19 protein-coding genes are annotated in these 23,182 nt (G+C 70.1%); 8 read left to right on the forward strand and 11 right to left on the reverse strand.

Annotation, left to right across the window (positions count from 1 at the left end; genetic code table 11):
* Positions 1-73 precede the first annotated feature (73 nt).
* Together hutI and hutH are read left to right on the forward strand one after the other, a co-directional pair.
* Positions 74-1,276: an imidazolonepropionase gene (hutI, locus tag ACEXHE_RS12545; RefSeq protein WP_374786045.1), complete on the forward strand. Its 1,203-nt coding sequence runs from the start codon at positions 74-76 to the stop codon at positions 1,274-1,276.
* Positions 1,277-1,379: 103 nt separating this feature from the next.
* Complete coding sequence (gene hutH / locus ACEXHE_RS12550) at positions 1,380-2,999, forward strand: histidine ammonia-lyase (protein WP_374786074.1); 1,620 nt, start codon at positions 1,380-1,382, stop codon at positions 2,997-2,999.
* A 1-nt stretch (position 3,000) separates the two neighbouring features.
* Here hutH and hutG read toward each other — a convergent pair whose 3' ends face one another.
* The gene (gene hutG / locus ACEXHE_RS12555; protein WP_374786046.1) at positions 3,001-4,035 is read right to left on the reverse strand and encodes a formimidoylglutamase; all 1,035 of its coding nucleotides are present in this window, start codon (positions 4,033-4,035) and stop codon (positions 3,001-3,003) included.
* A gap of 99 nt (positions 4,036-4,134) precedes the next feature.
* Between hutG and ACEXHE_RS12560 the strand changes: the two genes are divergently transcribed.
* Positions 4,135-4,953 (forward strand): carbon-nitrogen hydrolase family protein, encoded by an 819-nt coding sequence (locus tag ACEXHE_RS12560; RefSeq protein WP_374786047.1) that lies wholly within the window; start codon positions 4,135-4,137, stop codon positions 4,951-4,953.
* Between the two features lie 201 nt (positions 4,954-5,154).
* Here the strand turns inward: ACEXHE_RS12560 and ACEXHE_RS12565 are convergent, their stop codons facing one another.
* On the reverse strand, positions 5,155-7,590 hold the full coding sequence (locus ACEXHE_RS12565) for a hypothetical protein (RefSeq protein ID WP_374786048.1): 2,436 nt from the start codon (positions 7,588-7,590) through the stop codon (positions 5,155-5,157).
* Between the two features lie 537 nt (positions 7,591-8,127).
* Between ACEXHE_RS12565 and ACEXHE_RS12570 the strand changes: the two genes are divergently transcribed.
* Positions 8,128-8,313 (forward strand): hypothetical protein, encoded by a 186-nt coding sequence (locus ACEXHE_RS12570; protein WP_091699317.1) that lies wholly within the window; start codon positions 8,128-8,130, stop codon positions 8,311-8,313.
* 92 nt (positions 8,314-8,405) lie between these two features.
* Here the strand turns inward: ACEXHE_RS12570 and ACEXHE_RS12575 are convergent, their stop codons facing one another.
* The 3 genes from ACEXHE_RS12575 to ACEXHE_RS12585 all read right to left on the reverse strand — a co-directional run bounded on the left by ACEXHE_RS12575 (position 8,406) and on the right by ACEXHE_RS12585 (position 10,706).
* On the reverse strand, positions 8,406-8,921 hold the full coding sequence (locus tag ACEXHE_RS12575) for a CoA-binding protein (RefSeq protein WP_374786049.1): 516 nt from the start codon (positions 8,919-8,921) through the stop codon (positions 8,406-8,408).
* On the reverse strand, positions 8,918-10,240 hold the full coding sequence (locus tag ACEXHE_RS12580) for an O-acetylhomoserine aminocarboxypropyltransferase/cysteine synthase family protein (protein ID WP_374786050.1): 1,323 nt from the start codon (positions 10,238-10,240) through the stop codon (positions 8,918-8,920). Before ACEXHE_RS12580 ends, ACEXHE_RS12575 begins: the two co-directional genes overlap by 4 nt.
* A gap of 79 nt (positions 10,241-10,319) precedes the next feature.
* Positions 10,320-10,706: a hypothetical protein gene (locus tag ACEXHE_RS12585; protein WP_091699312.1), complete on the reverse strand. Its 387-nt coding sequence runs from the start codon at positions 10,704-10,706 to the stop codon at positions 10,320-10,322.
* A 156-nt stretch (positions 10,707-10,862) separates the two neighbouring features.
* Here ACEXHE_RS12585 and ACEXHE_RS12590 point away from each other — a divergent pair, with 156 nt between their 5' ends.
* The 3 genes from ACEXHE_RS12590 (at position 10,863) to ACEXHE_RS12600 (ending at position 14,063) form a co-directional block, all read left to right on the forward strand.
* Positions 10,863-11,246 carry a DUF6507 family protein gene (locus ACEXHE_RS12590; RefSeq protein WP_374786051.1) on the forward strand — a complete coding sequence of 128 codons (384 nt, stop codon included), beginning with the start codon at positions 10,863-10,865 and terminating at the stop codon, positions 11,244-11,246.
* The gene (locus ACEXHE_RS12595) at positions 11,243-12,667 is read left to right on the forward strand and encodes a hypothetical protein (RefSeq protein WP_091699307.1); all 1,425 of its coding nucleotides are present in this window, start codon (positions 11,243-11,245) and stop codon (positions 12,665-12,667) included. The genes ACEXHE_RS12590 and ACEXHE_RS12595 overlap by 4 nt, the downstream gene beginning before the upstream one ends.
* A gap of 76 nt (positions 12,668-12,743) precedes the next feature.
* Positions 12,744-14,063 carry a hypothetical protein gene (locus tag ACEXHE_RS12600; RefSeq protein ID WP_356969779.1) on the forward strand — a complete coding sequence of 440 codons (1,320 nt, stop codon included), beginning with the start codon at positions 12,744-12,746 and terminating at the stop codon, positions 14,061-14,063.
* Positions 14,064-14,069: 6 nt separating this feature from the next.
* Here the strand turns inward: ACEXHE_RS12600 and ACEXHE_RS12605 are convergent, their stop codons facing one another.
* Positions 14,070-15,935: an ABC transporter ATP-binding protein gene (locus tag ACEXHE_RS12605; protein WP_374786052.1), complete on the reverse strand. Its 1,866-nt coding sequence runs from the start codon at positions 15,933-15,935 to the stop codon at positions 14,070-14,072.
* A gap of 112 nt (positions 15,936-16,047) precedes the next feature.
* Here ACEXHE_RS12605 and ACEXHE_RS12610 point away from each other — a divergent pair, with 112 nt between their 5' ends.
* Entirely contained in the window at positions 16,048-16,611 is a 564-nt protein-coding gene (locus ACEXHE_RS12610; RefSeq protein WP_374786053.1) for a MarR family winged helix-turn-helix transcriptional regulator, read from the forward strand.
* Between the two features lie 214 nt (positions 16,612-16,825).
* Here the strand turns inward: ACEXHE_RS12610 and ACEXHE_RS12615 are convergent, their stop codons facing one another.
* The 5 genes from ACEXHE_RS12615 to ACEXHE_RS12635 all read right to left on the reverse strand — a co-directional run bounded on the left by ACEXHE_RS12615 (position 16,826) and on the right by ACEXHE_RS12635 (position 23,157).
* Positions 16,826-19,057: a catalase gene (locus ACEXHE_RS12615; protein WP_091699361.1), complete on the reverse strand. Its 2,232-nt coding sequence runs from the start codon at positions 19,055-19,057 to the stop codon at positions 16,826-16,828.
* A 208-nt stretch (positions 19,058-19,265) separates the two neighbouring features.
* Positions 19,266-20,738: a YdiU family protein gene (locus tag ACEXHE_RS12620; protein ID WP_374786054.1), complete on the reverse strand. Its 1,473-nt coding sequence runs from the start codon at positions 20,736-20,738 to the stop codon at positions 19,266-19,268.
* 47 nt (positions 20,739-20,785) lie between these two features.
* On the reverse strand, positions 20,786-21,700 hold the full coding sequence (locus tag ACEXHE_RS12625) for a sulfurtransferase (RefSeq protein ID WP_374786055.1): 915 nt from the start codon (positions 21,698-21,700) through the stop codon (positions 20,786-20,788).
* A 101-nt stretch (positions 21,701-21,801) separates the two neighbouring features.
* Positions 21,802-22,245, reverse strand: coding sequence for an acyl-CoA thioesterase (locus tag ACEXHE_RS12630; RefSeq protein ID WP_374786075.1), 444 nt, complete (start codon positions 22,243-22,245; stop codon positions 21,802-21,804).
* 63 nt (positions 22,246-22,308) lie between these two features.
* On the reverse strand, positions 22,309-23,157 hold the full coding sequence (locus ACEXHE_RS12635) for a hypothetical protein (RefSeq protein WP_374786056.1): 849 nt from the start codon (positions 23,155-23,157) through the stop codon (positions 22,309-22,311).
* Positions 23,158-23,182 lie beyond the last annotated feature (25 nt).

The following is a 23,182-nucleotide window of genomic DNA, read 5'->3' on the forward strand; positions in this document are numbered from 1 at the left end:
CCACCCACACGAAACCAGCACGAACCCTGAACCAGCCCCTCAGAGGGCCAGCCGCCCGGCGCGAGAGGACACGATGAGCGCAGAGCTGATCACGGACATCGGCGAACTGACCACGGTGGACCCGGAGGAACGGGTCCTGCAGGACGCCGCCGTGGTGATCGAGGGGGACCGGATCGCCTGGATCGGCCCCGCCGCCCAGGCCCCCGCCGCGGACACCGTCACCTCCGTGGAGGGCCGTGCCCTGCTGCCGGGGTGGGTGGACTCCCACACCCACCTGGTGTTCGCCGGGGACCGCTCCGCAGAGTTCGAGGCCCGCATGGCCGGGCAGTCCTACGCCGCCGGCGGGATCAACGTCACCACGGAGGCCACCCGCGCGGCCAGCGACGCCCAGCTGCGCGAGCTGGTCACCGGGCGGGTGCAGGACGCCGTCCGGGGCGGCACCACCTACCTGGAGACCAAGACCGGGTACGGGCTTTCCGTGGACGAGGAGATCCGCCAGGCCCGCCTGCTCGCCGAGCTGCGGACCGAGGGCGTGGTGGACCAGGTGACCTTCCTCGGCGCCCACCTGGTGCCCCCGGGAGGTGACGCGGACGCCTATGTGCGTGACGTCGTCGGGCCCATGCTGGAGGGCGTGCGCGAGCACGTGCAGTGGGCGGATGTGTTCTGTGAGCGCGGCGCCTTCACCCAGGAGCAGTCCCGCACCGTCCTGCAGGCCTGCGCCGAGGCCGGGCTGGGGCTGCGCGTGCACGGCAACCAGCTGGGGGAGGGGCCGGGCGTGGCGCTCGCCGTCGAGCTGGGCGCCGCCAGCGTGGACCACGTCAACCACCTCACTCCCGACGACGTCGCGACCCTGGCACAGTCCTGGTCCGGTTGGGAGCGGGGCGGGCAGAGTGCACCGGGCACCGTGGCCACCTGCCTGCCGGCCTGCGACCTCTCCACGCGAGAGCCGCTGGCGCCGGGCCGGGAGCTGCTCGATGCGGGCGTGCAGATCGCGCTGGCCTCCAACTGCAACCCCGGGACCAGCTACACCTCGTCCATGAACTTCTGTGTGGGCACCGCCGTGCTGCAGATGCACCTGAGCCTGGCCGAGGCGGTGCGAGCGGCCACCTTCGGCGGGGCGCTGGCACTGCGGGCGCAGGAGGAGGTGGGCAGCATCGAGGTGGGCAAGCGGGCGGATCTGCACCTGGTGGACGCTCCCGCCGCGATCCACCTGGCCTACCGCCCCGGGATGCCGCTCACCCACGCCGTCTGGCGGGCCGGCCGCCGCGTGGTCTGAGCCGCCGCTCCAGTACGACCTGCGCGAGCTGCACCACCTGTATGACCCCTACGACACCACCCCCGTCCACACTCGCGGGCCCACCGGCCCGGACCCAGGAGAGATTGTGACCCACCCTCAGTCAGCCCAGACCGTGACCCTCAGCCCCTCCGGCACCACTCTCGCCGACGTGGTCGCCGTGGCCCGGCACGGGGCCCAGGTCCGGCTCAGCGACCAGGCACTGCAGGCCGTGGCCGAGGTGCGCCAGCACGTGGAGGACCTGGCCGCCGGGGAGACCCCCACCTACGGCATCTCCACCGGGTTCGGGGCGCTGGCGGACAAGCACATTCCGCAGGAGTCGCGCGCGCAGCTGCAGAAGTCGCTGATCCGCTCCCACGCCGCGGGCATGGGCCCGGCTGTGGAGACCGAGGTGGTGCGGGCCCTGATGTTCCTGCGCTCCACCACTCTGGCCTCCGGGCGGACCGGAGTGCGCCCCGTGGTGGTCCAGACCATGGTGGACCTGCTCAACGCCGGCATCACCCCCGTGGTGCGGGAGTACGGCTCCCTGGGCTGCTCCGGAGATCTGGCACCGCTGTCCCACGTGGCGCTGACCCTGATGGGGGAGGGTGAGGCCGCCGGGCCGGGCGGAGCCGTCCGGCCCTCCGGGGAGCTGATGGCCGAGGCCGGGATCGCGCCGGTGGAGCTGCGGGAGAAGGAGGGGCTGGCCCTGATCAACGGGACCGAGGGCATGCTGGGCATGCTCATCCTGGCCCTGCATGACCTGACTGCGCTCGCGGACACCGTGGACCTGACGGCGGCCATGGCGGTGGAGGCGCTGCTGGGCACGGACCGGGTGTTCGTCCCCGAGCTGCACGCCCCGCTGCGCCCGCACCCGGGTCAGGCCCGTGCTGCGGACCGGATGCTGCGGATCCTGGCCGGCTCGCCGATCGTCGCCTCCCACCGTGAGGGGGACTCCCGCGTGCAGGACGCCTACTCGCTGCGCTGCGCACCCCAGGTCTCCGGCGGACTGCGGGACCTGCTGGACTACGCCACCACCGTGGCCGAACGGGAGCTGGCCGCCACCATCGACAACCCCGTGGTGCTGCCGGACGGCCGGGTCTCCTCCAACGGCAACTTCCACGGCGCACCCGTGGCCTACGTGCTGGACTTCCTGGCCATCCCCGTGGCGGATGTGGCCTCCATGTCCGAGCGGCGCACCGACCGCATGCTGGACCCGGCCCGCTCCCACGGGCTGCCGGCGTTCCTGGTGGACGATCCCGGCGTGGACTCGGGCATGATGATCGCCCAGTACACCCAGGCCGGACTGGTCTCGGAGATGAAGCGCCTGGCGATCCCGGCCTCCGTGGACTCCATCCCGTCCTCCGCCATGCAGGAGGACCACGTGTCCATGGGCTGGCACGCCGCCCGCAAGCTGCGCACCTCGGTGGAGAATCTGCGCCGGGTGCTGGCGGTGGAGCTGGTGGCCGCTGGCCGAGCGATCGACCTGCGTGCCCCGCTGCAGCCCGGTCCCGCCACCGGTGCTGCCCTGGGCGTGCTGCGCACCCGCGTGGAGGGGCCCGGCCCCGACTCCTTCATGGCACCCCAGCTCGCCGCCGCCGAGCAGCTGCTGCGCGAGGGCTTCGTGCTGGCCGCCGTGGAGGAGGTGCTGTCCCAGGCCGGTGCCGGCGAACCAGGTGCCGAGGACCTCGCCGGGGTGGACCACCCCACCGCCGAGGGGCACTAGGTCAGCACTGGTGACGCGTGACGATCGTGTGGATCAGTCGCGCGGCGGTCCGGGCGGTGCGCCCGTCCACATCCAGCGTGGGATTCAGTTCCACGACGTCGGCCAGCGCCAGCTTCCCGGACCGGGTCGCCTCCTGCACGCAGGCGGTGATGACCTCCAGGGGCACCCCCAATCCGGCAGGTGCACTCACGCCCGGGGCCACGGCTGCCGGCAGCACGTCCAGGTCGATGGTCAGGTAGAGCACGTCCACCTCGGCGATGAACCCGCGCACGAACTGGCGCACCGCATCCAGGTCGGCGGTATGGGACTGCTCATCCGTCAGCCAGCGCACGCCCAGCCGCTCGGCGGTCTGGAACAGGATGCGGGTGTTGTTGGCCTCGCTGATCCCCACCACGGCATAGGAGAACTGCCGCCCGGCGGACTGCTCATCCTGGGCGGCCTGCAGGAACGGGGTGCCGGAGCTGGGCAGCGGGGCCTGGCGCAGATCGAAGTGGGCATCCAGGTTCAGGATCCCGATCCGGGTGTCCGAGCCGACGCGGGCTGACCCGGCCAGGCCGGAATAGGAGGCGTACGCGGTCTCATGCCCGCCGCCGAGCACCACCGTGAGGTCGTGGGCGTCCAGCAGTGCGGTGATGCGCTGGGCAAGCTGTGCCTGACCGGCTTCCAGATCCCCGGGGGAGTCCTCATCACCGAGCTGAACGCTCACATCCCCGGCGTCGGCCAGGGAGCCGGTGCCGTCCACCACGGCCAGGGAAGACAGGGCAGAACGCAGGGCCGCCGGGCCCTGGGCGGCACCCACCCGGCCATGGTTGCGGCGCACGCCCTCGTCCGAGGCGAAGCCGACCAGCGCCGTGGAGTGCGCATCGCCGTCTGCCGTGCTGTCTCCCCCTGCAGAAGCCGAACCGGCCTGCTCCGGTGAGGGGGCCGTCGTCGGGAAGGCTGTGGAGTCCAGGGCGCGGACCGCCTGATGCCAGCGCAGGTGTTCGGGGCCGGTGCCGTCAGTGCGTCCGGACCAGCCGGCGGGAGGAATGCTCATGACTCCATCCCACCCGGTTCGGCCCACGGGCGCAATCCCGGCGGGCGGCCGGGCGATAGGCTGGAGTCCCAGAGCCCCGCCCCGTCAGGAGGATGGACCATGAAGATCAGTGTCGGTCAGTTCCGGCCCACCGGAGTGATGGCGGAGAACCTCTCCTCCATGCGACGTCTGGCCGAGTCTGCCCGGGAGGACGGCGCCGAACTGGTGCTGTTCCCGGAGGAGTCCATGTTCACCATCCGGCACGTGGCCGGGACCCTGTCCAAAGTGGTCGCCCAGCAGTGGGACGGATTCGTGGAGGGCCTGCAGCAGATCGCCGAGGACCTGCAGCTGGCCGTGGTGGCCGGCGGGTACGAGCCCTCCGGGACCGAGCTGCCCTACAACACGCTGGTGGCCGTGGACGAGAGCGGACAGGTGGCCGGCACCTACCGGAAGCTGCACCTCTACGATGCCTTCAAGTACAAGGAGTCCGACCGCATCCAGCCCGGCGACTCCGGGCTGCTGACCGTCCAGCTCGGTGGACTCACCTTCGGGCTGATGACCTGCTACGACCTGCGCTTCCCCGAGGTCGCCCGTGCCCTGGCCGTGGCCGGCGCCGACGTCCTGCTGATCCCCGCCGCCTGGTTCAAGGGCGACCACAAGATCGACCACTGGCAGACGCTGCTCAAGGCCCGCGCCGTGGAGAACACCGTCTGGGTGGTCGCCGCCGGCACCCGCTCGGACAACACCGTGGGCCACTCGGCGATCGTGGATCCGCTGGCCATCCCGGTCGCTCACCTGGGCGAGGAGGCCGAGGCCATTGCGACGGCAGAGGTCACCCGCGAGCGGATCGACGAGGTGCGTTCCTTCCTGCCCGTGCTGCAGAACCGCCGCACAGACGTCCTGGAGGTCACCGTCGCCGAGGGCCAGCTCACCCGCTGACCACCCTTGCCAGGGAGTTCCCAGCCGGCGTTGCGGCTGTGCACACACTGGACTCCTACGCTGAAAGCACCTCATCAAGGTGCGAGTGATGACAAGAAGGGCCCCGGGTCCGGCATGCGTTCCCCCTCACGCAGCCGGATCGCCCGGGGCCCTTCGCCATCCCCAGGGAAGTCCCTCGGGGATGGATCACTCAGGTGAGCCTCACCCCTCACCGTCCCAGGCATGAGCTTCTGCGGTCTGCTCGCGGCGGCGGTTCATCACGAACATGACCGCCGGAATCGCCAGCAGCAGCAACGGGATCAGCAGCAGCCAGGCAGCCGGACCGGTGAAGACCCGATCGGCCGAGGCGGCCTGGGTGGAGGAGCGCAGCTCCTCGGTGCCCGAGGCCAGCTGCAGCGATCCGGAGGCCAGCCGCCCGGTTCCGTCGGCCAGTTCAGCGCTGCCCTCAGAGAGTTCCCGGGCACCGGCCTTGAGCTCCTTCGCACCATCGCTGAGGTCACCGGCGCCGGTGTCCAGCTGCTTCAGGCCGCCCTCGAGCTTGCCCGCACCCTGGGCGAGCTTCTTGGTGCCCTGGTTCAGCTTGGACGTGCCTGCAGCCAGGGCGGCATTGCCCTCGCGCAGCGTCACAGCACCCGCGGAGAGGGTTCCCGCTCCGGTGGTGACCTTCTGGGACCCGGCGACCAGGTCCGGGGTCTTGGACTTCAGCTCCGAGGTGCCCTCCTGCAGGGTTCCGGCACCCGTGGCCAGAGCCTGGTTGCCCTCGGCGAGGTCGCCGGCTCCGGCAGAGAGCGTGGCGGCACCGGTGAACAGCTGGCCCGCGCCGTCGGAGAGGTCCCCGGCGCCTGCCTGCAGCGTTCCTGCACCGGTCTTGAGCTGACCGGTGCCCTGGGCCAGGCGGCCCGAGCCCTCAGCCAGTGCCTGGTTGCCCTGCGCCAGCTCAGAGGCTCCGCTGGAGAGCGAGCCCGCACCGGCGAACAGCTGCTGGGCACCAGTGGCCAGTGCGCCGGCCCCGTCGCTGAGCTGGCCTGCGCCTGCCTGAAGCTTCCCGGTGCCCTCGACCAGCTGCCCGGCACCGTCGGCCAGCGCCTGGTTGCCCTGAGCCAGTTCTCCGGCGCCGGCCTTGAGCTGCTGTGCCCCGGCGACCAGGCCCGGCTGAGACTGAGTCCCCTTCACCCCGGCCTGGATCTGGGCCAGCCCCGTCTTCAACTCGGTGGACCCGGCGTAGGCGTTCTTGCCTCCCGCCTCCAGCTCGGTCAGGCCGGCCTGCAGCTGGGAGGCTCCGCCGGCCACCTGGTCGGCCCCGGTGGACGCCTCAGTGGCACCGGCGGAGAGTCGGTCGGCGCCCGCACGGATCTGAGCCGAGCCGGCCTGGAGCTCGGCCACGCCGGCGTCCAGCTTCTGGCCACCCGCGTTGAGCTGCTCGAGCTGGACCAGCATCATGCCCACGGGGACGGCCGGGTTCTTCTGGGCGAACTCCAGCAGGTCACCGAGTCCGGTGGAGAGCTCTGCAGAGCCGGCTTTCAGACGAGCCTGGCCCTCCGTGCCCTGAGCCAGGCCGGCAGCGAGCTGCTGTGCACCGGTCTCCAGCTCCTGCACTCCGGTGGCGACCTGGGCCGAACCGCCCTTGAGGGCGGTGGCCCCGGTGAGGGCGCTGGTCAGCCCGCCCGAGAGCTGGCCCAGGCCCTGGTTGAGGTCGGTGGACCCCTGGGCGGCAGCGTCCACACCGCCGCTGAGACGCTGGGCCCCGGCGGCGAGGGAGTCGGCGCCGGCGGCGAGCTGGGCGGCTCCCTGGGAGGCGCGATCAGCACCGGTCTGGAGCTCCTGGGCACCGGCGTCCACCTGGTCCACACCGGCGGCCAGGGAGCCCATTCCGGTCTTCAGGTCGTTGGCGCCGGCATCGAGGCGCCCCGCACCGGTCTTCAGTTCACCGGCACCGCCGGCGACCTTCTTGGCGCCCTCGGCTGCGGCACCTGCTCCAGCCTGAAGCTCCCGGGCGCCGGAGTCGACCTGTCCTGCACCGTCGGCGAGCCTGCCGGCACCGGCCTGGATCTCCCCGGCGCCGGCGTTGAGGCGTCCCGCACCGTCTCGGAGCTCCCCGGCACCGCCGGCCACCTTGCCTGCCCCCTCAGCGGCGGCACCGGCCCCTGTCTTGAGCTTCTGTGCACCTGCATCCAGCTTTCCGGCGGCGGCATCGGCGCGCTGTGCACCGGCAGTCACCTCACCGGAACCGGTGGAGAGCTTCTGGGCACCCTCGGCCAGCTTCTGCGCTCCGGTGGCAGCCTGGGCGGCGCCGGTGTTCAGCTCACCCGCGCCGTCCTTGAGCTCCTCCGCACCCGAGGCCAGCTCGGTCGAGCCCTCGTGCGCGTTCGAGGCGCCGTCGGCCAGTTTGGCGGTCCCTGCCTCGAGGTCCGAGGAGCCGTCGGCCAGGGCCTGGGCGCCTTCAGCGGCGCGGCCGGCACCGTCGTTGAGCTCGGTCGAGCCGGTCTGGGCGGTCCGCATGCCGTCGTCCAGTCGGACCGCGCCGTCGGCGACCTTGGTGCTGTACAGCGAGTAGAAGGCCAGGCCGCCGATCAGGAACAGTGCCAGCAGCGAGGCCAGCACCGCCCAGGGCAGGTGATGGCGAGTGCGTGAATGCATAGGTGCGTTCTTTCCGTACATCCAGGATCCTCAGATCCAGGGGGCGAGTGGATGCCGACCAGGGTGACCGGTCAGGGGCAGTGCTGGACGGGTGGTCCATCGCTCCGATCCGCATCCTTCGCGTTGATCACGCCGGATGTGAGCCGGGTCACAAGCACTAGCGTCAATGGTTACCAGTCAGTAACCCTGCGCGCAAGAGGGGTATCTGATACCCCGACGACGTCGCTCGCCTCAGGACTGACAGCTTCCTCCCAGGCTGTCTCCGGTCTATGCACATCGTGGCTTCCTATCCTGAAGTCACCTCATCAAGGTGCGAGTGATGACAGAGGGCCCCGGGCCCGGCAGAATGCGTCCCCCTCACGCAGCCGGACTACCCGGGGCCCTGCTCTGTCCGCTGCCGCACGATGCGCTGTCCCCGCGGCGGGACAGCCGGGAGGACCGGCAGCCTGTGCGTGCACCGCTGAGGACCGTAGAGTGATCAGACCGCTGAGGCGAGCCAGCCTCGGTGCACACCCCATTCCACTGACGGAGGCCACCATGCCATTGAAGAACCTGTTCCGCCGGGCCCAGTCCTTCGCGCGCAGCCCGGAGGGCAAGCGCATGATCAATCAGGCCGGCCGGGCCGCCCGCAGTCGCGGTGGTCGCCGCGGCGGCACCCGTCCCGCCGGTGGCGGTCTGATGGGTCTGGCCCAGCAGTTCCTGGGCCGCGGTCGCCGCCGCTGAGCTCTCCTTCTCTGCGCTGAGGCGCCCTGAGATGCACTGAGACCGAGCCGTGTGGCTCGGTCTCAGTGCGTCTCAGGGGCGGGGGGAGCGGACTAGCGGTCCAGCTCCTGGCGCTTGGAGGAGATCACGCCGGTGTTGAAGCCGGCCAGGTTCAGGCCGCCGTGGAACCGAGCGTGCTCGATCTTCACGCAACGGTCCATCACCACGTTCATGCCCTTGGACTCAGCCAGGTGGGCGGCGTCCTCGTTCCAGATGCCCAGCTGCAGCCACACGGTCTTGGCCCCCGCCGCATGGGCCTCCTCCACGATCTCCGGGGCGTCCGAGGCCTTGCGGAAGACTTCCACCAGGTCCGGGGTCTCCGGCAGGTCCGCCAGCGAGGGGTAGACCGGCTGGCCCAGGATCTGCTTGCCCGCCTCGGCCAGCACCGGGTTCACGAAGTACACCCGGTAGGTGGTGGAGGAGAGCAGGTAGGTGGCCACGAAGTAGGAGGCACGGGCCGGCTTGTCCGAGGCTCCGACGATCGCGATCGACCGGGCGCGGCGCAACAGGTCCAGCCGCTCCGGGGCGGTGGGACCGGTCCAGGTGCGGTCAGGCAGTGCGGTGCTCACTTCGTCTCCTCCGGGTTCGTGACGGCGGCGGTCAGGGCCTGGTCCAGGTCCCAGAGGATGTCCTCCACGTCCTCGATGCCCACGGAGATCCGGATCAGGTCCTCCGGGACACCGCCGGCCTCGAGCTGCTCGGGGGTGAGCTGCTGGTGGGTGGTGGAGGCCGGGTGCAGCACCAGGGTCTTGGCGTCGCCGATGTTGGCCAGGTGGCTGGCCAGCTGCAGGTTCGCGATGAACTGGGCCCCCGACTCCCGGCCACCCTTCACACCGAAGCTGAACACCGAACCGGGACCGAGCGGCAGCAGCTCCTTCGCCCGCGCGTGGTGGGGGTGCTCGGGCAGGCCGGCGTAGGAGACCCAACTTATTCGATCATCGGCGGCCAGCCACTCGGCCACCCGCTGGGCGTTGGCCAGGTGGGCGTCCATCCGCTGGGCCAGGGTCTCCACGCCGATCATCAGCTGGAACGCGGACTGCGGGGCCAGAGACGGGCCGAAGTCGCGCAGCTGCTCCGAACGCAGCTTCGTCAGGAAGCCGTACTCCCCGAAGTTCCCCCACCAGGAGACGTTGCCGTAGGAGGGGACCGGCTCGGTCATGGCCGGAAAGCGCCCGTTGTCCCACGGGAAACGGCCGGACTCGATCACCACGCCGCCCAGGGTGGTGCCATGCCCGCCGAGGAACTTGGTGGCCGAGTGGATCACGATGTCCGCGCCGTGCTCGATCGGGCGGATCAGGTACGGCGGGGTCAGGGTGGCATCCACCACCAGCGGCACGCCGGCCTCATGCGCCGCCCGGGCCAGACCGGGCAGGTCCACCACGTCACCGGAGGGGTTGGCCACGATCTCGGTGTAGACCGCCTTGGTGTTGGGCTGGATGGCGGCGGCGAAGTCCTCGGCCTCGGTGGAGTTCACGAACGTGGTCTCCACCCCGAACCGGCGCAGGGAGACGTCCAGCTGGGTGATGGTGCCGCCGTAGAGCTTGGAGGAGGCCACGATGTGATCGCCCGCCCCGGCCAGCGCGGCGAAGGTGACGAACTCCGCGGCCATGCCGGACGCCGTCGCCACAGCGCCCAGGCCGCCCTCCAGGGAGGCCATCCGCTCCTCGAACGCGGCGACCGTGGGATTGCCGATCCGGGAGTAGATGTTGCCGTACTTCTGCAGGGCGAACAGGTTCGCTGCGTCCTGCGCGGACTCGAACACGAACGAGGAGGTCTGGTGGATGGGCACCGCACGCGAGCCGTGCACGGCATCCGGCACCGCCCCGGCATGCAGGGCGCGGGTGCGGAATCCGAACTGGTGGTCTGCCTGGTTGGGCTGGTCTTCCATGCGGTCATTCTTCACGACGACGGCCCGGTCACCTGGGCGTGTGTCCTCGGGCTACGTGGGGGCTCGGCCGGGGCCGCGGTCACCGGCGTTCGCCGGGCTCCCAGAGGGGAGCGTTGTTGCCCATGCGACCGCCGCGGCGATACCAGCGGCGGTACCAGGGCGGGGAGAGGAACAGCGGCCAGTGGACCAGGGAGATCAGACCAATGGGAATGCCGAGCAGCGCCAGGATTCCCCCGAGGGCACTGACCAGCTCCGGTGGGTCGGTGACGATGAGCTGCGGAGACAACCCCACCAGGACCAAGCCGAGTCCCAGGTAGGTGTACGGCATGAAGTTGCGGGCCAGATAGTTGAAGATCGACGGGGTGGCCCGGGCCCATTCACGGTCGAAGCCGAGGATGCGGGTCAGGTTGGCGATGACCAACAGTCCGCCGAAGAGCAGGACGCCGATGCCGATCCACATGTCCATGCCTCCAGGGTAACCGTGTGGGCCGGCGTCTCTGTGCCGAGCCGAGGGATGGGGAGAACTCCCCATCGCGGCCGACAGGTCGGGTTCTTAGAATGACGGGGAACCGTTTCGCGGACCAGGACAGACCGCTTTCATGCACAGACAGGGAGGATACCCATGGCATTGAGCTCGTGGGACATCGAGGTAGAGACTGCCCGGGGTATCGTCAACACCACCAAAGGGCACTTCGACAAGATCGATCAGCTCAAGGTCGACTCGCAGGGTGCCGTCATGGACGCCATCACGGCCACGGACAACCTGGAGATCGGTCAGGCGCTGTCGATGACCAACAATGAGTACCTGTCCATCATGCTCGGCTCGGCCGAGGCCGTGGGGGACAACATCTGCCTGAAGATGCATGAGGCCATCAACGCCTACGTCGACGGGGATCGACAGGTGGCCGAGGACGCGCAGGCCGCTGTCTCCGCCGTCCCGGACGAGGACCCGGAGGCGGACAAGGTCACGCCTCAGGTCCGCAACCGGCCGGGGGTTCCCCAGTGACCGTCTATCTTGAGGGCCTTCCGGCCAAGCTGCCGACTACGGAGAACATCCGCACTGCCGCCGCGAACATCTCCACAGCCGGGAAGGACGCGGTCACCTACGCCGAGGACGGTGCAGCGTCCTGGGCCGGTCTCTCCGCCGTCTACACCTCCCCGGACGACGAGCTGGTCAGCACGGCCCCGCAGATCGTCAAGACCTACGCGGAGGAGGCCGAGACCTGCTCCACCTCCATCAAGGACGCCCTGGATGCCTTCGCGGAGACGATCGACGGCCTGAAAGCCGAGTACGACGCGGTGAAGGCCGAGGCCGCCACGCACAACGCGGTGGACACCTCGGTCGAGGACTTCGACTGGGATGCACATGGCAGGGAGCGGAGTGCGCTTCAGGGCCGCATCGATGCCGTGGCCACCACCTATGACGAGGCCTCCAAGACGTGTGCGGATGCGATCAGCGCTGCCAACACCGGCAAGCTCTTCGAGATCGGAGACGGCGGACTTCCGGTCGGCCTCGCGTCCTTCGTGACCACCAAGGCCCTGGAGGGATACAGCACCAAGGGCAACGCCACCTACTTCACGTACGAGTTCGCCAACCCGCGGATCGTCAGGCCCTCCGTCCTGGATCGGCTCCCCATCCCTCCGGGGCTTGTCAACCGCCTGGATGAGTGGGTGGAGAGCGGCAATCGGTGGATCGATGAGAAGCATCGTCGCCTGCTTCCGGACGTCACCAAGAACCGGTTCGTGACCGAGACCGCGGGCTTCGACCCCTTCGCCAACCCACGCTTCACCGCGCTGATGGCCTCCCCGACTTTCCGGAAGCTCCTGGGTGCCCGTGGCGCGAACTCGAACGCCAGCTTCCGGCGTCTGCTGGAGCGCCATCACATCTCCGTGAAGGACGGCACGATCACCGTCGGCTACGCAGCGACGCTCGGCGATCGCAAGGGCAAGCCGAAGGTCCCCGGGTGGGCCAAGAACACCCTCCGAGGCATCAACGTCGGGGGACATGCTCTCGGATTCGCGTCGGCCACCAGCGAGCAGTACGAGGAACTGCGGACCAAGTACCCTGACTGGTCTGAGGAACAGCTGATGGCCGAGGCGGTCGCTGACGGAGCCACGACCCAGTTCGCCACGGCGCTGGGCGAGGAGGTGGGTTCGAAGGTTGGCACGGCTATCGGGCGTGCCGGTGGGGCCGCACTGGGGCAGGCTCTGATCCCCATTCCCGGCGTGGGCGCGGCCGTCGGCGGCGTGGTCGGCGGTTTCGTCGGCAACTTCGTCGGTGGTGCGGTCGGCGGATGGGTCGGCGGGAAGGTCGGCGGATGGATCGCGGACAACACGAACTTCACGGAAGCGGCCAAGGACATTGGAGGAGCGGTCTCTGGCGCGGCCAGCAAGGCCAAGGACTTCATCGGTGGGCTCTTCGGCTGAATCGGTCTGCACCAGATCACACTGAACCGACGACCGTAGACTGACACCGACCCCAGCGACCAAGGACAGTGCACCGATGACCAGTTCCTCCGACCAGCATTCAGCGACAACGGGGGAGACCTCGCGCATCCATGTCCAGATCCCCGGGGGCTGGGCAGCGGAGGAGTCTCCTCGCCCCGAGGTGGAGTTCTTCGCCTTCCCCCAGGTGAGTGGGGAGGGCGTGTTCGTCCCCAACATCGTCGGCACGATCAACCCGTTCGCCGGTGGCCTTCACGAGTTCTCGGCCTCCGCACAGGGGCACCTCTTCGCCCAGTTCGAGGATCTCCGAGTGATCGACGTGACCTGGTGGGAACGTGAGCAGGGGCCCGCGCGGGCCATTCTCTCCTCAAGGACCGACCACGGCAGGATCTTGGTGTCGGTGGACTACCTCTTCATCGAGAAGGGCTGGGCCGTCCAGCTGACTGCCACCATGACCCCACCGTCCTACCGTGCGCTGCGTCCGGTGTTCGACGCCATCGCTGCCAGCGCGAGGGTGGCGGACCACGTCCATGACGGCGATGGGCCGGCTGATGTGGGGCACCAGATCCGACTCGACGAGGTGGCAACCCAGGCCATAGGCCTTCCCTGTGAACGTCTGGACTCAGTGCGTTCCCTGGGCGTCTACCGCTCGAGCGGACCGGTGCTCTCTTCCGAGGCCTGGGAGCTGTTGGTCAGCCTGGCGCAGGGACACCGTCCGGGCCGGATGGCGCAGGGGACGCCGGCCGTCCACGAGCTGCAACGGGCCGAGCTGATGGACGGAACCAGTCCGTCCGAGGAGGCAGGGCTGATCCTGGGACTGCTGGCTCGTCCCCAGGCCCAGATCACGGTGCACGCACACCGTGGCGAGAGGGCCACGGACTTCCAGGCCTGGTTCGACAGCCGATTCGCGGTCATCGCCGCGGGGCCGTCTGCCGGGTACCTCGACCACGAACAGGTCGCCGACGTGGGGCACTCCGGCTACCGCCAGCTTGATGTGGTGACCACTGAAGACCTTCCCGGATCACTCTTCGCCTGGGCTGGTGCAGGGCCGGCCTGGTCCTTGGCATTGGATGAGGAGACCGTCTCCCAGGAGCAGCTCATGCGCCACTGGACTGCGCAGGCGGAGGCTCCGGGGAGCTCTCCGGTGGACCAGGCCGTATGGGCGGAGCCATGGTTCATCTGGACGCTCAATGCCGCTGGCCCCACCTCGAAGATGGAGGAAGTGGTGCGCGTGTCGGCCGGAGACAGGGGCACCTACCGGCTCTATGCGTCCGCGAGTCGTGACTCCGGCGAAGTCAGCCTGCAGGCCGAGCCGTCCTGGACCATCTACGAACACCTGTTGGGCACGGTCTCGGAACTGGTGGGGCCGCACTCCTGATTCTCGTCAAGCCACCAGGGCTGATTCCCGGCCGGCGGCCAGGGAGGCGAACGGGCCGTCTGCGGTGAGGAGCTCGGACGGGGCGCCCTGCTCCACGATCCGCCCGTCCTCCAGCACGATCACCTGGTCCGCGTCCATCACGGTGGACAGGCGGTGGGCGATCATCAGGGTGGTGCGGCCGGAGGAGAGGTCGTCCAGGGCCGCCTGCACGCGCGCCTCCGTGGTGTTGTCCAACGCCGAGGTGGCCTCGTCCAGCACCAGCACGGGCGGGTTGCGCAGCACCGTCCGGGCGATCGCCAGCCGCTGCTGCTCACCACCGGAGAACCGACGCCCCCGCGCTCCAACCAGGGTGTCCAGTCCCTCCGGCAGTGCCGCGATGGTCCCGGCCAGTGACGCTGTCTCCAGGGCGCACCACAGCTCTGCGTCGGTGGCCCCGGGCCGGGCCAACAGCAGGTTCTCCCGCACGCTGGCGTGGATCAGGTACGTCTCCTGCGAGACCACGCCGACCGTGGCCGCCAGGTCCGCCGGGGCCAGATCCCGCACGTCCACGCCGTCGATCATCACCCGTCCGGAGGTGGCGTCGTACAGCCGCGGCACCAGGGAGGCCAGCGTGGATTTGCCAGACCCGGTGGAACCGACCACCGCCGAGGTGGTGCCCGCAGGGATCACCAGATCGATCTCTGCCAAGGTGGGGGAGCCGTCGTCGTAGGCGAAGCTGACCTGCTCGAAGCGGACCTCACCCTGGACGCGCTCGGCGTCCCACGGGGCCGGATCCGCCGGCGGCTTCAGGTCCGGATCCAGGTCCAGGTACTCGAAGATGCGAGAGAAGAAAGCCAGCGCGGTCACCCACTGCACGCCGATGTTCAGCAGCCCCATCACCGGGCGGAACACCTGACCCTGCAGCGCGGTGAAGGCCACCAGGGTGCCGATGGTCATGCCCTGTGAGGTGGCGGGCAGGCCGGCGGCCAGGTAGATCACCGCGGGGATGGCCGCGAAGACGATCTGCATGGTGGCCATCCGCCACCGCCCGGCCAGCTGACTGCGCAGTTCCAGGCCGATCAGCTGGTCCGAGCGCTGCGTGAACAGGGTGGCATCCCGCGCGGTGGTGCCCAGGGTCTTGGCCAGGCGGGCGCCGGAGACCGAGAGTCCCTCCTCCACCTGGGTGTGCAGGGCGGCCAGGGTGGCCTGACGTTCGTCCGTGACCTGGCGGCGAATCAGGGCCACGCGTCGGGAGAGCCAGATGGCCGGGGGCAGCACCACCAGGGAGATCAGGCTCAGCTGCGGGGAGAGCGCCACCATGGCGACGGCTGTGGCGACGGTGGTGGTCAGGTTGCTGGCCACGCCGGTGGCGGTGGAGGTGACCACGGACTGCATGCCGGCGATGTCATGGGTCAGCCGCGACTGCACCTCGCCGCCGCGCGTGCGGGTGAAGAAGGACAGCGGCTGGGACTGCAGGTGGGTGAAGAGCTTCACGCGCAGGGCATGCATGACCTTCTGGCCCATGGCGGTGGCCATCCAGGTCTGCACCACCCCGATCACACTGGTCAGAGCGGCCACGCCCACCATGGCCGCGGTCAGCCAGATCAGCAGGGGGATGTCCTGGTGGGGCAGGGCGTCGTCGATCACGCCGCGCACCAGGAACGGCTGGGCCAGGTTGATCACGGAGGCGGCGGTGATGAGCAGGACCACGACGACGATGGTCGGGCGGTGCGGGGCGAAGAGGGCTGCGATGCGGCGCAGGGAGACCGGATGACGCGTCAGCTGGGTCCGGTCTGCGGGGTTCAGACGCGCAGGGCCGCGGCCGGGGCGGTCTGAGGTGTGGGGGATGCTGCCAGGGGTGGCGGCGGGGATGTTCGGGGAAGGGTGGTTCATGGGGCGCTCCTTCGTGCGTGCGCCGGGCTCGGGGACAGATGCGTCCGAGCGGTTCGATGTAGTGAGGTTACCTCACTAAGAGGTTGCCGCGCAATCTGGGTAGACTGCGGGCATGCGAGAGGTGGATAGTGCGAGTGCTGGGGAGCCAGGCTCTGGTGCGGCTGGGGCCGTGGGCGGCGCTGGTGGCGCTGGTGTGGACGGCGGGGACCTGGGCGAGCTGATGCACGCGGCGTTCAGGCAACTGCGCCGGCGGTGGAGCGAGCAGTTGGCGCCGCTGGATCTGACGCCGCACCAGTCCCGGGCGCTGTTCGCCGTGGAGCACGGAGGATGCTCCCACCCTGCCCCGTGCGGACACAGCCACCACGGCGGTCCTGGAGAGAGGGGCGACGACGGGGCCGGAGTGCGCCTGAAGGATCTGGCCGCGCGGCTGCGGATCGCCCCGCGCTCGGCCACCGAAGTGGTGGACCAGCTGGCGGACAAGGGCTTGGTGGAGCGGACCCCGGATCCATCCGATCGGCGGGCCACGCGGATCGTGCTCTCGGAGGCCGGGGTGGAGCTGCGGCGTCAGGTCACGCAGGTGCGCCGGCGCGAGGCCGGGGACTTCTTCGCGGTGCTGGGGAGTGAGGACCAGGCCGAGCTGGCCCGATTGCTGGGGCTGCTGTCCGGCCGCGACTGACGGGGTGGGGCCGGACCGGGACGGTTTCACCCCCTTCCCGGGACAGTTCCGCGGGTGGACAGGGTCCGATCTGTCCCGGGAAGGGGGTCAAGGCGCGGGGGAGCAGCCCGGACACCGTTCGAGTGACAGCCGACGACGGCAGACACCGTTCATGTGACAGGAACCGGCCCCGAGGGACCGGTTCCTGTCACACGAAGAGTGCCGCGGCTGAGGGTCAGCCGGAGAGGCGCCCGGTGGTGGGGAACCGCTCCCACACGCGGTGGGCCGGCATCAGGCCGAGCAGCTCCTGCACGGCAGCAGCGGCGTCACCGACGGAGACCACGCCCGCGGAGTCGGCCACGCCGGCCTCCTGGAGCATGTCCGTCCCGCCGCCGACCCCGGCGATCGCCTTGGCCTGGCGCCACACCTCCTGCACCAGCAGAGCCGCACGCGGATCCACGTCCGTCCGCGGTCCGGCGGCCGCGGCCTTGGCATCCAGTCCGTGGGCGGCGTCGTCCCCGGCCGGCGCCGGCGAGAGCACCAGCAGGGCGTCGAACTCGATCGAGCGGGCGGTGAGGTAGGTGCGCTGGGCCACCAGGCCCGAGTCCGCACCGCCCACCGGCCCGCCCTGCGGGGCGATGATCAGCGGAACCAGCCCCGCGCCGTCGATCGCCTGCACCGCGGAGGCGAGCTGGCCGGCGTCGGGATCCGGGCCCACCAGCAGGCCGATCTGCCGACCGTCCAGCGGCCACTCCTGCCCCACCTGGGACAGTGCCGGCGAGGGCTGCACGTCCGCGGGGGCCTCCTCCGGCTCCGGGACGGGCATGCCCAGCCCCGCGGCCACCTGCTGGGCCAGTCCGGTGTCGATCGCCCCGAGGCAGCGCAGCTGGCGCTCGCGGATGTTCTGCTCGTAGCACTTGCCCAGCTCGAAGGTGTACGCCTGGGCCACGTGCTCGCGCTCCACCTCGGACAGGGAGAGGTAGAACAGGCGGGCGTGGCTGAAGTGGTCCTCGAAGGACGCGGCCAGCTCGCGCTCCTTGACGGATGCGGCCACCGGGGCGGGGTGGTCGATGAACGGCCGGTCGTCCGCCGGGGTGGGGAAGGGGTTGTTCCCGTCCAGCGAGTTCGGGTGGTACGGGGCCACTCCGCGGTGCACGGCGGTCTGATGCATGCCGTCACGCAGCATGTCGTTGACCGCGGCGTGCGGACGGTTGATGGGCAACTGGGTCCAGTTCGGCCCGCCCAGCCGGCTGAGCTGGGTGTCCAGGTAGGAGAACAGCCGGCCCTGCAGCAGGGGGTCGTTGGTGACGTCGATCCCCGGGACCAGGTTGTTCGGGTTGAACGCCACCTGCTCGGTCTCGGCGAAGTAGTTGGAGGGGTTCCGGTTCAGCACCATCTTGCCGATCGGCTCCACCGGGACCAGCTCCTCCGGGACCAGCTTGGTGGGGTCCAGCAGGTCGATGCCCTGGAACATCTGGTCCTCGGTGTCCTCGAACACCTGCACGCCCAGCTCCCACTCCGGGTAGGCGCCGGCCTCGATGGCGTCCGCCAGGTCCCGGCGGTGGAAGTCCGGGTCGGCGCCGTTGATCAGCTGCGCCTCCTCCCAGGTGACCGAGTGCACGCCCAGCTTGGGCTTCCAGTGGAACTTCACCAGGGAGGTGGATCCGTCCGGCCCGATCAGCCGGAAGGTGTGCACGCCGAAGCCCTCCATCATCCGGTAGGACCGCGGGATGCCGCGGTCGGACATGTTCCAGATGGTGTGGTGCTGGGCCTCGGTGTGCAGGGAGACGAAGTCCCAGAAGGTGTCATGGGCAGACTGGGCCTGCGGGATCTCTCGGTCTGGGTGGGGCTTGGCGGCGTGCACCACATCCGGGAACTTGATGGCGTCCTGGATGAAGAACACGGGCATGTTGTTGCCCACCAGGTCCCAGGTGCCCTCGTCCGTGTAGAACTTGGTGGCGAAGCCGCGGGTGTCACGCGCCAGGTCACCGGAGCCTCGGGAGCCCAGCACGGTGGAGAACCGGACGAAGACCTCGGTCTCCTTGTCCTTGGCGAACACCCCGGCCTGGGAGATCTTCGCGGCCGTGCCGTAGCCGGTGAACACGCCGTGCGCTCCGGCGCCGCGGGCGTGGACCACGCGCTCGGGGATGCGCTCATGGTCGAAGTGGCTGATCTTCTCCCGGAAGTGGTGGTCCTGCAGCAGGGCCGGACCGCGGGGCCCAGCGCGCAGGGTGTGGTCGGTGTCCTTCAGGCGGGCGCCGTGGGCGGTGGTCAGGAACTCGCCGCCTTGGGCCACCTGGGCGGGATCGGTCCCGGTCTGCTGGCCGGTGGGGGACACGGTGGCCGGTCCCTTCTGGTCCGGCTTGGGGTCCAGCGGAGGCGCCGGGGTGGTGGGCTCCTCCACAGCAGGTGGCTGGGGCGCGGGGGCTCCGGGGATCTTCGGCTGGCTCTGGTCTGCACTGCTCATGGCATCCACCTTTCTCGCGGCGGCCTCAAGGGGTGTGGTGTGGCGGGCCACCTGGGACATCGGTCCAGGTCCTGACGCTAGTGCGCCACCAGGGGGCCTGGCCAGCAGTACCCGACGCCGGCCCCTCACCGATCACGGTCACGCCACGTGCGCTTCGGCTCGGCATGTCTCCACAGTTGGCGCGTATGTGATCCAGCGAAGGGGAGCGTCAGGTCCCGCAGAAGGTGACGTACGGGCCGAAGGAGTCCGGTGCCGGCTGGGCGTACCTCTCGAGGCCCGGGCGCTCGGTGTAGGGCTGGGCCAGCACCTCGTTGAGCCGGTGGAAGGGGTCCAGGTCTCCGGCGGTGGCGGCCTGAAGGGCCTCCTCCACCAGATGGTTGCGCGGGATGTACACGGGATTGGCCCGGGACATCAGCTCCGCATCCGGGGTGAAGGCCTGCCACCCGGCCAGCCAGTCGTCGAAGGCGGGCAGGTCCGTGAACAGCGAGCGCACCCGGCGCGTGTCCCCGGCGGCGGCCTGGGTGAGTGCGTGGAAGAACCCGGTGTGGTCCACGCGGTCCTGCGTGAGCAGCTGGAGGAGCTGGTCGGCCAGGGGGCCCACCGTGGAGTCGTCCTGGTCAGAGGACAGCCCCAGCTTGCGGCGCATCCCGTCCACCCAGGCCACGCTGAACGCGCGGGCGAACCCGTTGAGCGCCTCGGTGGCGATCTGCACCGCACGGTCCTGGTCCGGGTCCAGCAGGGGGATGAGGGTCTCGGCGAACCGGGCCAGGTTCCAGTGGGCGATGGCCGGCTGGTTCCGGTAGGCGTAGCGGCCGCCGGTGTCGATCGAGCTGAACACCGCGGCGGGGTCATACGCGTCCAGGAAGGCGCACGGACCGTAGTCGATGGTCTCCCCGGAGATGGTCATGTTGTCCGTGTTCATCACCCCGTGCACGAAGCCCACGCACATCCACTGCGCCACCAGCTCACCCTGGGCCCGCACCACGTGCTGCAGCAGGGCCAGGTACGGTTGATCCGCGTCCGCCGCCTGCAGATGGTGCCGGGTGATGGCGTAGTCGGCGAGCCTGCGCACCAGATCCTGGTCCTGGTCCTGGTCCTGGTCCTGGGCCTGCAGTGCCGCGGCGTACTGGAAGGAGCCCACGCGCAGGTGACTGGACGCCACCCGGGCCAGCACGGCGCCCGGCAGTGGACCGTCCGCGCGCATCACGGACCGCCCCGTGGCCACCACACCCAGGGACCGCGTGGTGGGGATCCCCAGGGCGTGCATGGCCTCGCTGACCAGGTGCTCACGCAGCATCGGGCCCAGGGCCGCGCGCCCGTCCCCGCCCCGGGAGAACGGCGTGGGTCCGGAGCCCTTCAGGTGCACGTCCAGAAGCCGGCCGTCCTCGCCCCGCACCTCGCCCAGCAGCAGGGCGCGCCCATCACCCAGGCGGGGTGAATACCCGCCGAACTGGTGACCGGCATATCCCTGCGCGACCGGTGTGGCGCCGTCGGGAAGCTCTTGGCCGCTCAGGAACCGTGCACCCTCAGGACCGCCCAGCCACTCCGGGTCCAGGCCGAACCGCTGCGCCAGCGGGGCGTTGACCACCACCGGCTGCGGGTCCGCGACCTCCTCCGCACTCCAGGGCACGGAGAGCTCGGGCAGGGCGGTGGCGAAGTCGTGGCTGAGGTGAAGGGGCACGTCACCACTCTTCCACTGGTGCCGGACGGGCGGTCAAGGGGCGGGGGTCAGCGGCCGGTCTGCAGGGGCAGCGTCTCGTCCGCGGCCCACTCGGTCATGGAGCCGTCATACACGGCCACGTCCTCACGGCCGAGCCGGGCCAGCTCGAATGCCATGAGGGTGGCGGCGATCCCGGAGCCGCAGTAGGTGATGGGCTGCTTCGAGCCCTCCAGGGCGCCGGACTCGGCGAAGAGCGCGCGGGCGTCCTCCACCCCGGCCACCCGACCCTCCGGGGTGAGCGCGCCCTGGAACGGGACGTTGACGCTGGAGGGGATGTGGCCGGCGCGGTCATAGGTGAGGCGGTGGCCGGAGAAGGTGTCCTCGTCCAGCACGTTGATCAGCAGCTGGGAGTCGTCCTGGATGGCGGCCAGCACGCGCGCGCGGTCGGCGTAGAGCTCGGGGCGGCGGCGTGCAGTGAACGTGGCGGCGGGCAGGGTCTCGGTGCCGGAGGCCAGCGGCAGGCTGGCGTCCTTCCACGCGGTGAGCCCGCCGTCCAGCACGGAGATGGTCTCGAACCCTTCCAAGCGCAGGTTCCACCACAGGCGGGTGGCCCACATGTTCACGCCCTGGTCGTAGATCACCACGTGCGCGCCGTCCCCGATCCCCAGGGCCCCCATCCGCTCGGCGAAGGCCTGGCTGTCCAGCGCGGTGAAGGTGGTGGGGGCGTCCGTGTCCGCGAACTCGGTGAGCAGGTCGGCGAAGACCGCACCGGGGATGTGCTCGCGCTCGTACGCCTGACGGCCGGAGGAGACCACGTAGTAGCCGTCGCCCTCGGGCTGCTCCAGGAACGTGGTGGCGTCCACGATCCGCAGGTTCTCATCCTTCCGGTGCTCGGCGAGCCAGGCGGCGCCCACGAGCAGCGGGGTGGTGGTGCGGTCGGTGTTCTCGGTGTTCTGTGCGGTGTGCGTGGGGTTCGTGGTCATGCCCTCCACGCAACGCATTGAACCTGGACGGCGCGTGTGCACGCTTCATCCGGCGTAGCACGGTGGCGCGCCGACTCGCTCGCGGCGTCCGGTGCCGACGCCTACTCCTCGGGGAGCTCGCGAGGAAGGCGGTCGCGGTCGTAGGTGATCTCCGTGTACCCATGCGGCTGAGGCTTGCCGTCCTCCCCGAGCGAGACGAACACGATCTTCTCGATCGAGAGGATGGTCTGCCGGGTGATCATGTTCCGCACCACGGCCTTCATGGTCAGCGAGGTCCGCCCGAACGAGACCGCCTTCAGTCCCATCTCGATCATGTCGCCCTGCTGCGCGGAGGAGACGAAGTTGATCTCGGAGATCAGTTTGGTGACGCTGCGCTGGTTGCCCAGCTGGATGATGGCGTAGATCGCGGCCTGCTCGTCGATCCACCGCAGCAGCGATCCGCCGAACAGGGTGCCGTTGGCGTTCAGGTCCTCCGGTTTGACCCACTTGCGCGTGTGGAAGTGGACCTCCTCGGACGGCCGGGGCTGATCGATCTGGTCTGACATCTGCACCACATCCTGGGCTCGCGGGGTCACGTCGTCGTCCCCTCAGGATAGGGGTGGGCCAGGTCAGTTCCCAGGGGTCAGGAAGATCGGGACCAGGGGGCCGATGATCACCAGCAGAAAGACCACGACGACGGCCTTCCCCTTGGCGTGCCCGACGTTCAGTGTCACTCCCACGCCATAGCCTTCGCGCTTGGGCACGAACAGCTTGGGCTCGGTGGGGTCGTTCAGGATTCCGCCGGGCAGCCAGCGCCGTTCCTCCGCTTCCTCCTCCGGGGTGGGGTGGACGCCGTGCTCTGCGGCCGTGCGGCGGGACCACCGTGCCCACTGACGGAAGGGCGGGACCATGACCACGAAGATGCCGACCAGGAAGAGGAGGACCGGCCACATTGGCATGTCCGCGCCGGTGCCGTCCGCGGCTTCGCGCGCGTACGACCAGGACTGGGCCGTCAGGTAGACGAACATCAGATTCAGCAGGAGCGTGATCCACCCCAGGACGGCGCGCAGCGCACGGTGTGAGCCCTCCACGCGGAAGTGTCCCCAGAGGGAGCGTTGTGCCGGGTCGGTGGAGTCGAACATCGGGACCATGGCGGCGATCAGGCCCAGCAGCACGGTTTCACCGGCACCGATGATCAGACTCAGGGCGGCAGAGCCGAACGAGGTGTCCTCCCAGCCGCGGACCTCCCCGCTGGGTCCGAACCCGGTGGGCATCTGGTCCGGCAGGGTGGGCAGGGTCATCCACGCCCAGACCAGCCCGACGACGATGACCCCGAGTCCGATGAACCAGGGTGCCCAGGCCTGCCGCCGACCGGCGGAGAGGGCGTCGCCCAGCCGAGTGCCGTCGGGCAGCAGCTGGTCCTCGTGGTCATCGGCGCCGAACGGGGACGCAGAGGCAGGTGGAGGGCCGGAGGTCATCCTTCCACCCTATCGAGGTCGTTCC

This window comes from Micrococcus sp. IITD107, from assembly GCF_041927415.1.
Taxonomy (GTDB): Bacteria; Actinomycetota; Actinomycetes; order Actinomycetales; family Micrococcaceae; genus Citricoccus; species Citricoccus terreus.

What these genes read in the sequence shown, in the direction of transcription:
- hutI (WP_374786045.1), top strand. Translation starts at nt 74, where the DNA reads ATGAGCGCAGAGCTGATCACGGACATCGGCGAACTGACCACGGTGGAC.
- hutG (WP_374786046.1), bottom strand. Translation starts at nt 4,035, where the DNA reads ATGAGCATTCCTCCCGCCGGCTGGTCCGGACGCACTGACGGCACCGGC.
- ACEXHE_RS12560 (WP_374786047.1), top strand. Translation starts at nt 4,135, where the DNA reads ATGAAGATCAGTGTCGGTCAGTTCCGGCCCACCGGAGTGATGGCGGAG.
- ACEXHE_RS12565 (WP_374786048.1), bottom strand. Translation starts at nt 7,590, where the DNA reads ATGCATTCACGCACTCGCCATCACCTGCCCTGGGCGGTGCTGGCCTCG.
- ACEXHE_RS12570 (WP_091699317.1), top strand. Translation starts at nt 8,128, where the DNA reads ATGCCATTGAAGAACCTGTTCCGCCGGGCCCAGTCCTTCGCGCGCAGC.
- ACEXHE_RS12580 (WP_374786050.1), bottom strand. Translation starts at nt 10,240, where the DNA reads ATGGAAGACCAGCCCAACCAGGCAGACCACCAGTTCGGATTCCGCACC.
- ACEXHE_RS12585 (WP_091699312.1), bottom strand. Translation starts at nt 10,706, where the DNA reads ATGGACATGTGGATCGGCATCGGCGTCCTGCTCTTCGGCGGACTGTTG.
- ACEXHE_RS12590 (WP_374786051.1), top strand. Translation starts at nt 10,863, where the DNA reads ATGGCATTGAGCTCGTGGGACATCGAGGTAGAGACTGCCCGGGGTATC.
- ACEXHE_RS12600 (WP_356969779.1), top strand. Translation starts at nt 12,744, where the DNA reads ATGACCAGTTCCTCCGACCAGCATTCAGCGACAACGGGGGAGACCTCG.
- ACEXHE_RS12605 (WP_374786052.1), bottom strand. Translation starts at nt 15,935, where the DNA reads ATGAACCACCCTTCCCCGAACATCCCCGCCGCCACCCCTGGCAGCATC.
- ACEXHE_RS12610 (WP_374786053.1), top strand. Translation starts at nt 16,048, where the DNA reads ATGCGAGAGGTGGATAGTGCGAGTGCTGGGGAGCCAGGCTCTGGTGCG.
- ACEXHE_RS12615 (WP_091699361.1), bottom strand. Translation starts at nt 19,057, where the DNA reads ATGAGCAGTGCAGACCAGAGCCAGCCGAAGATCCCCGGAGCCCCCGCG.
- ACEXHE_RS12625 (WP_374786055.1), bottom strand. Translation starts at nt 21,700, where the DNA reads ATGACCACGAACCCCACGCACACCGCACAGAACACCGAGAACACCGAC.
- ACEXHE_RS12630 (WP_374786075.1), bottom strand. Translation starts at nt 22,245, where the DNA reads ATGTCAGACCAGATCGATCAGCCCCGGCCGTCCGAGGAGGTCCACTTC.
- ACEXHE_RS12635 (WP_374786056.1), bottom strand. Translation starts at nt 23,157, where the DNA reads ATGACCTCCGGCCCTCCACCTGCCTCTGCGTCCCCGTTCGGCGCCGAT.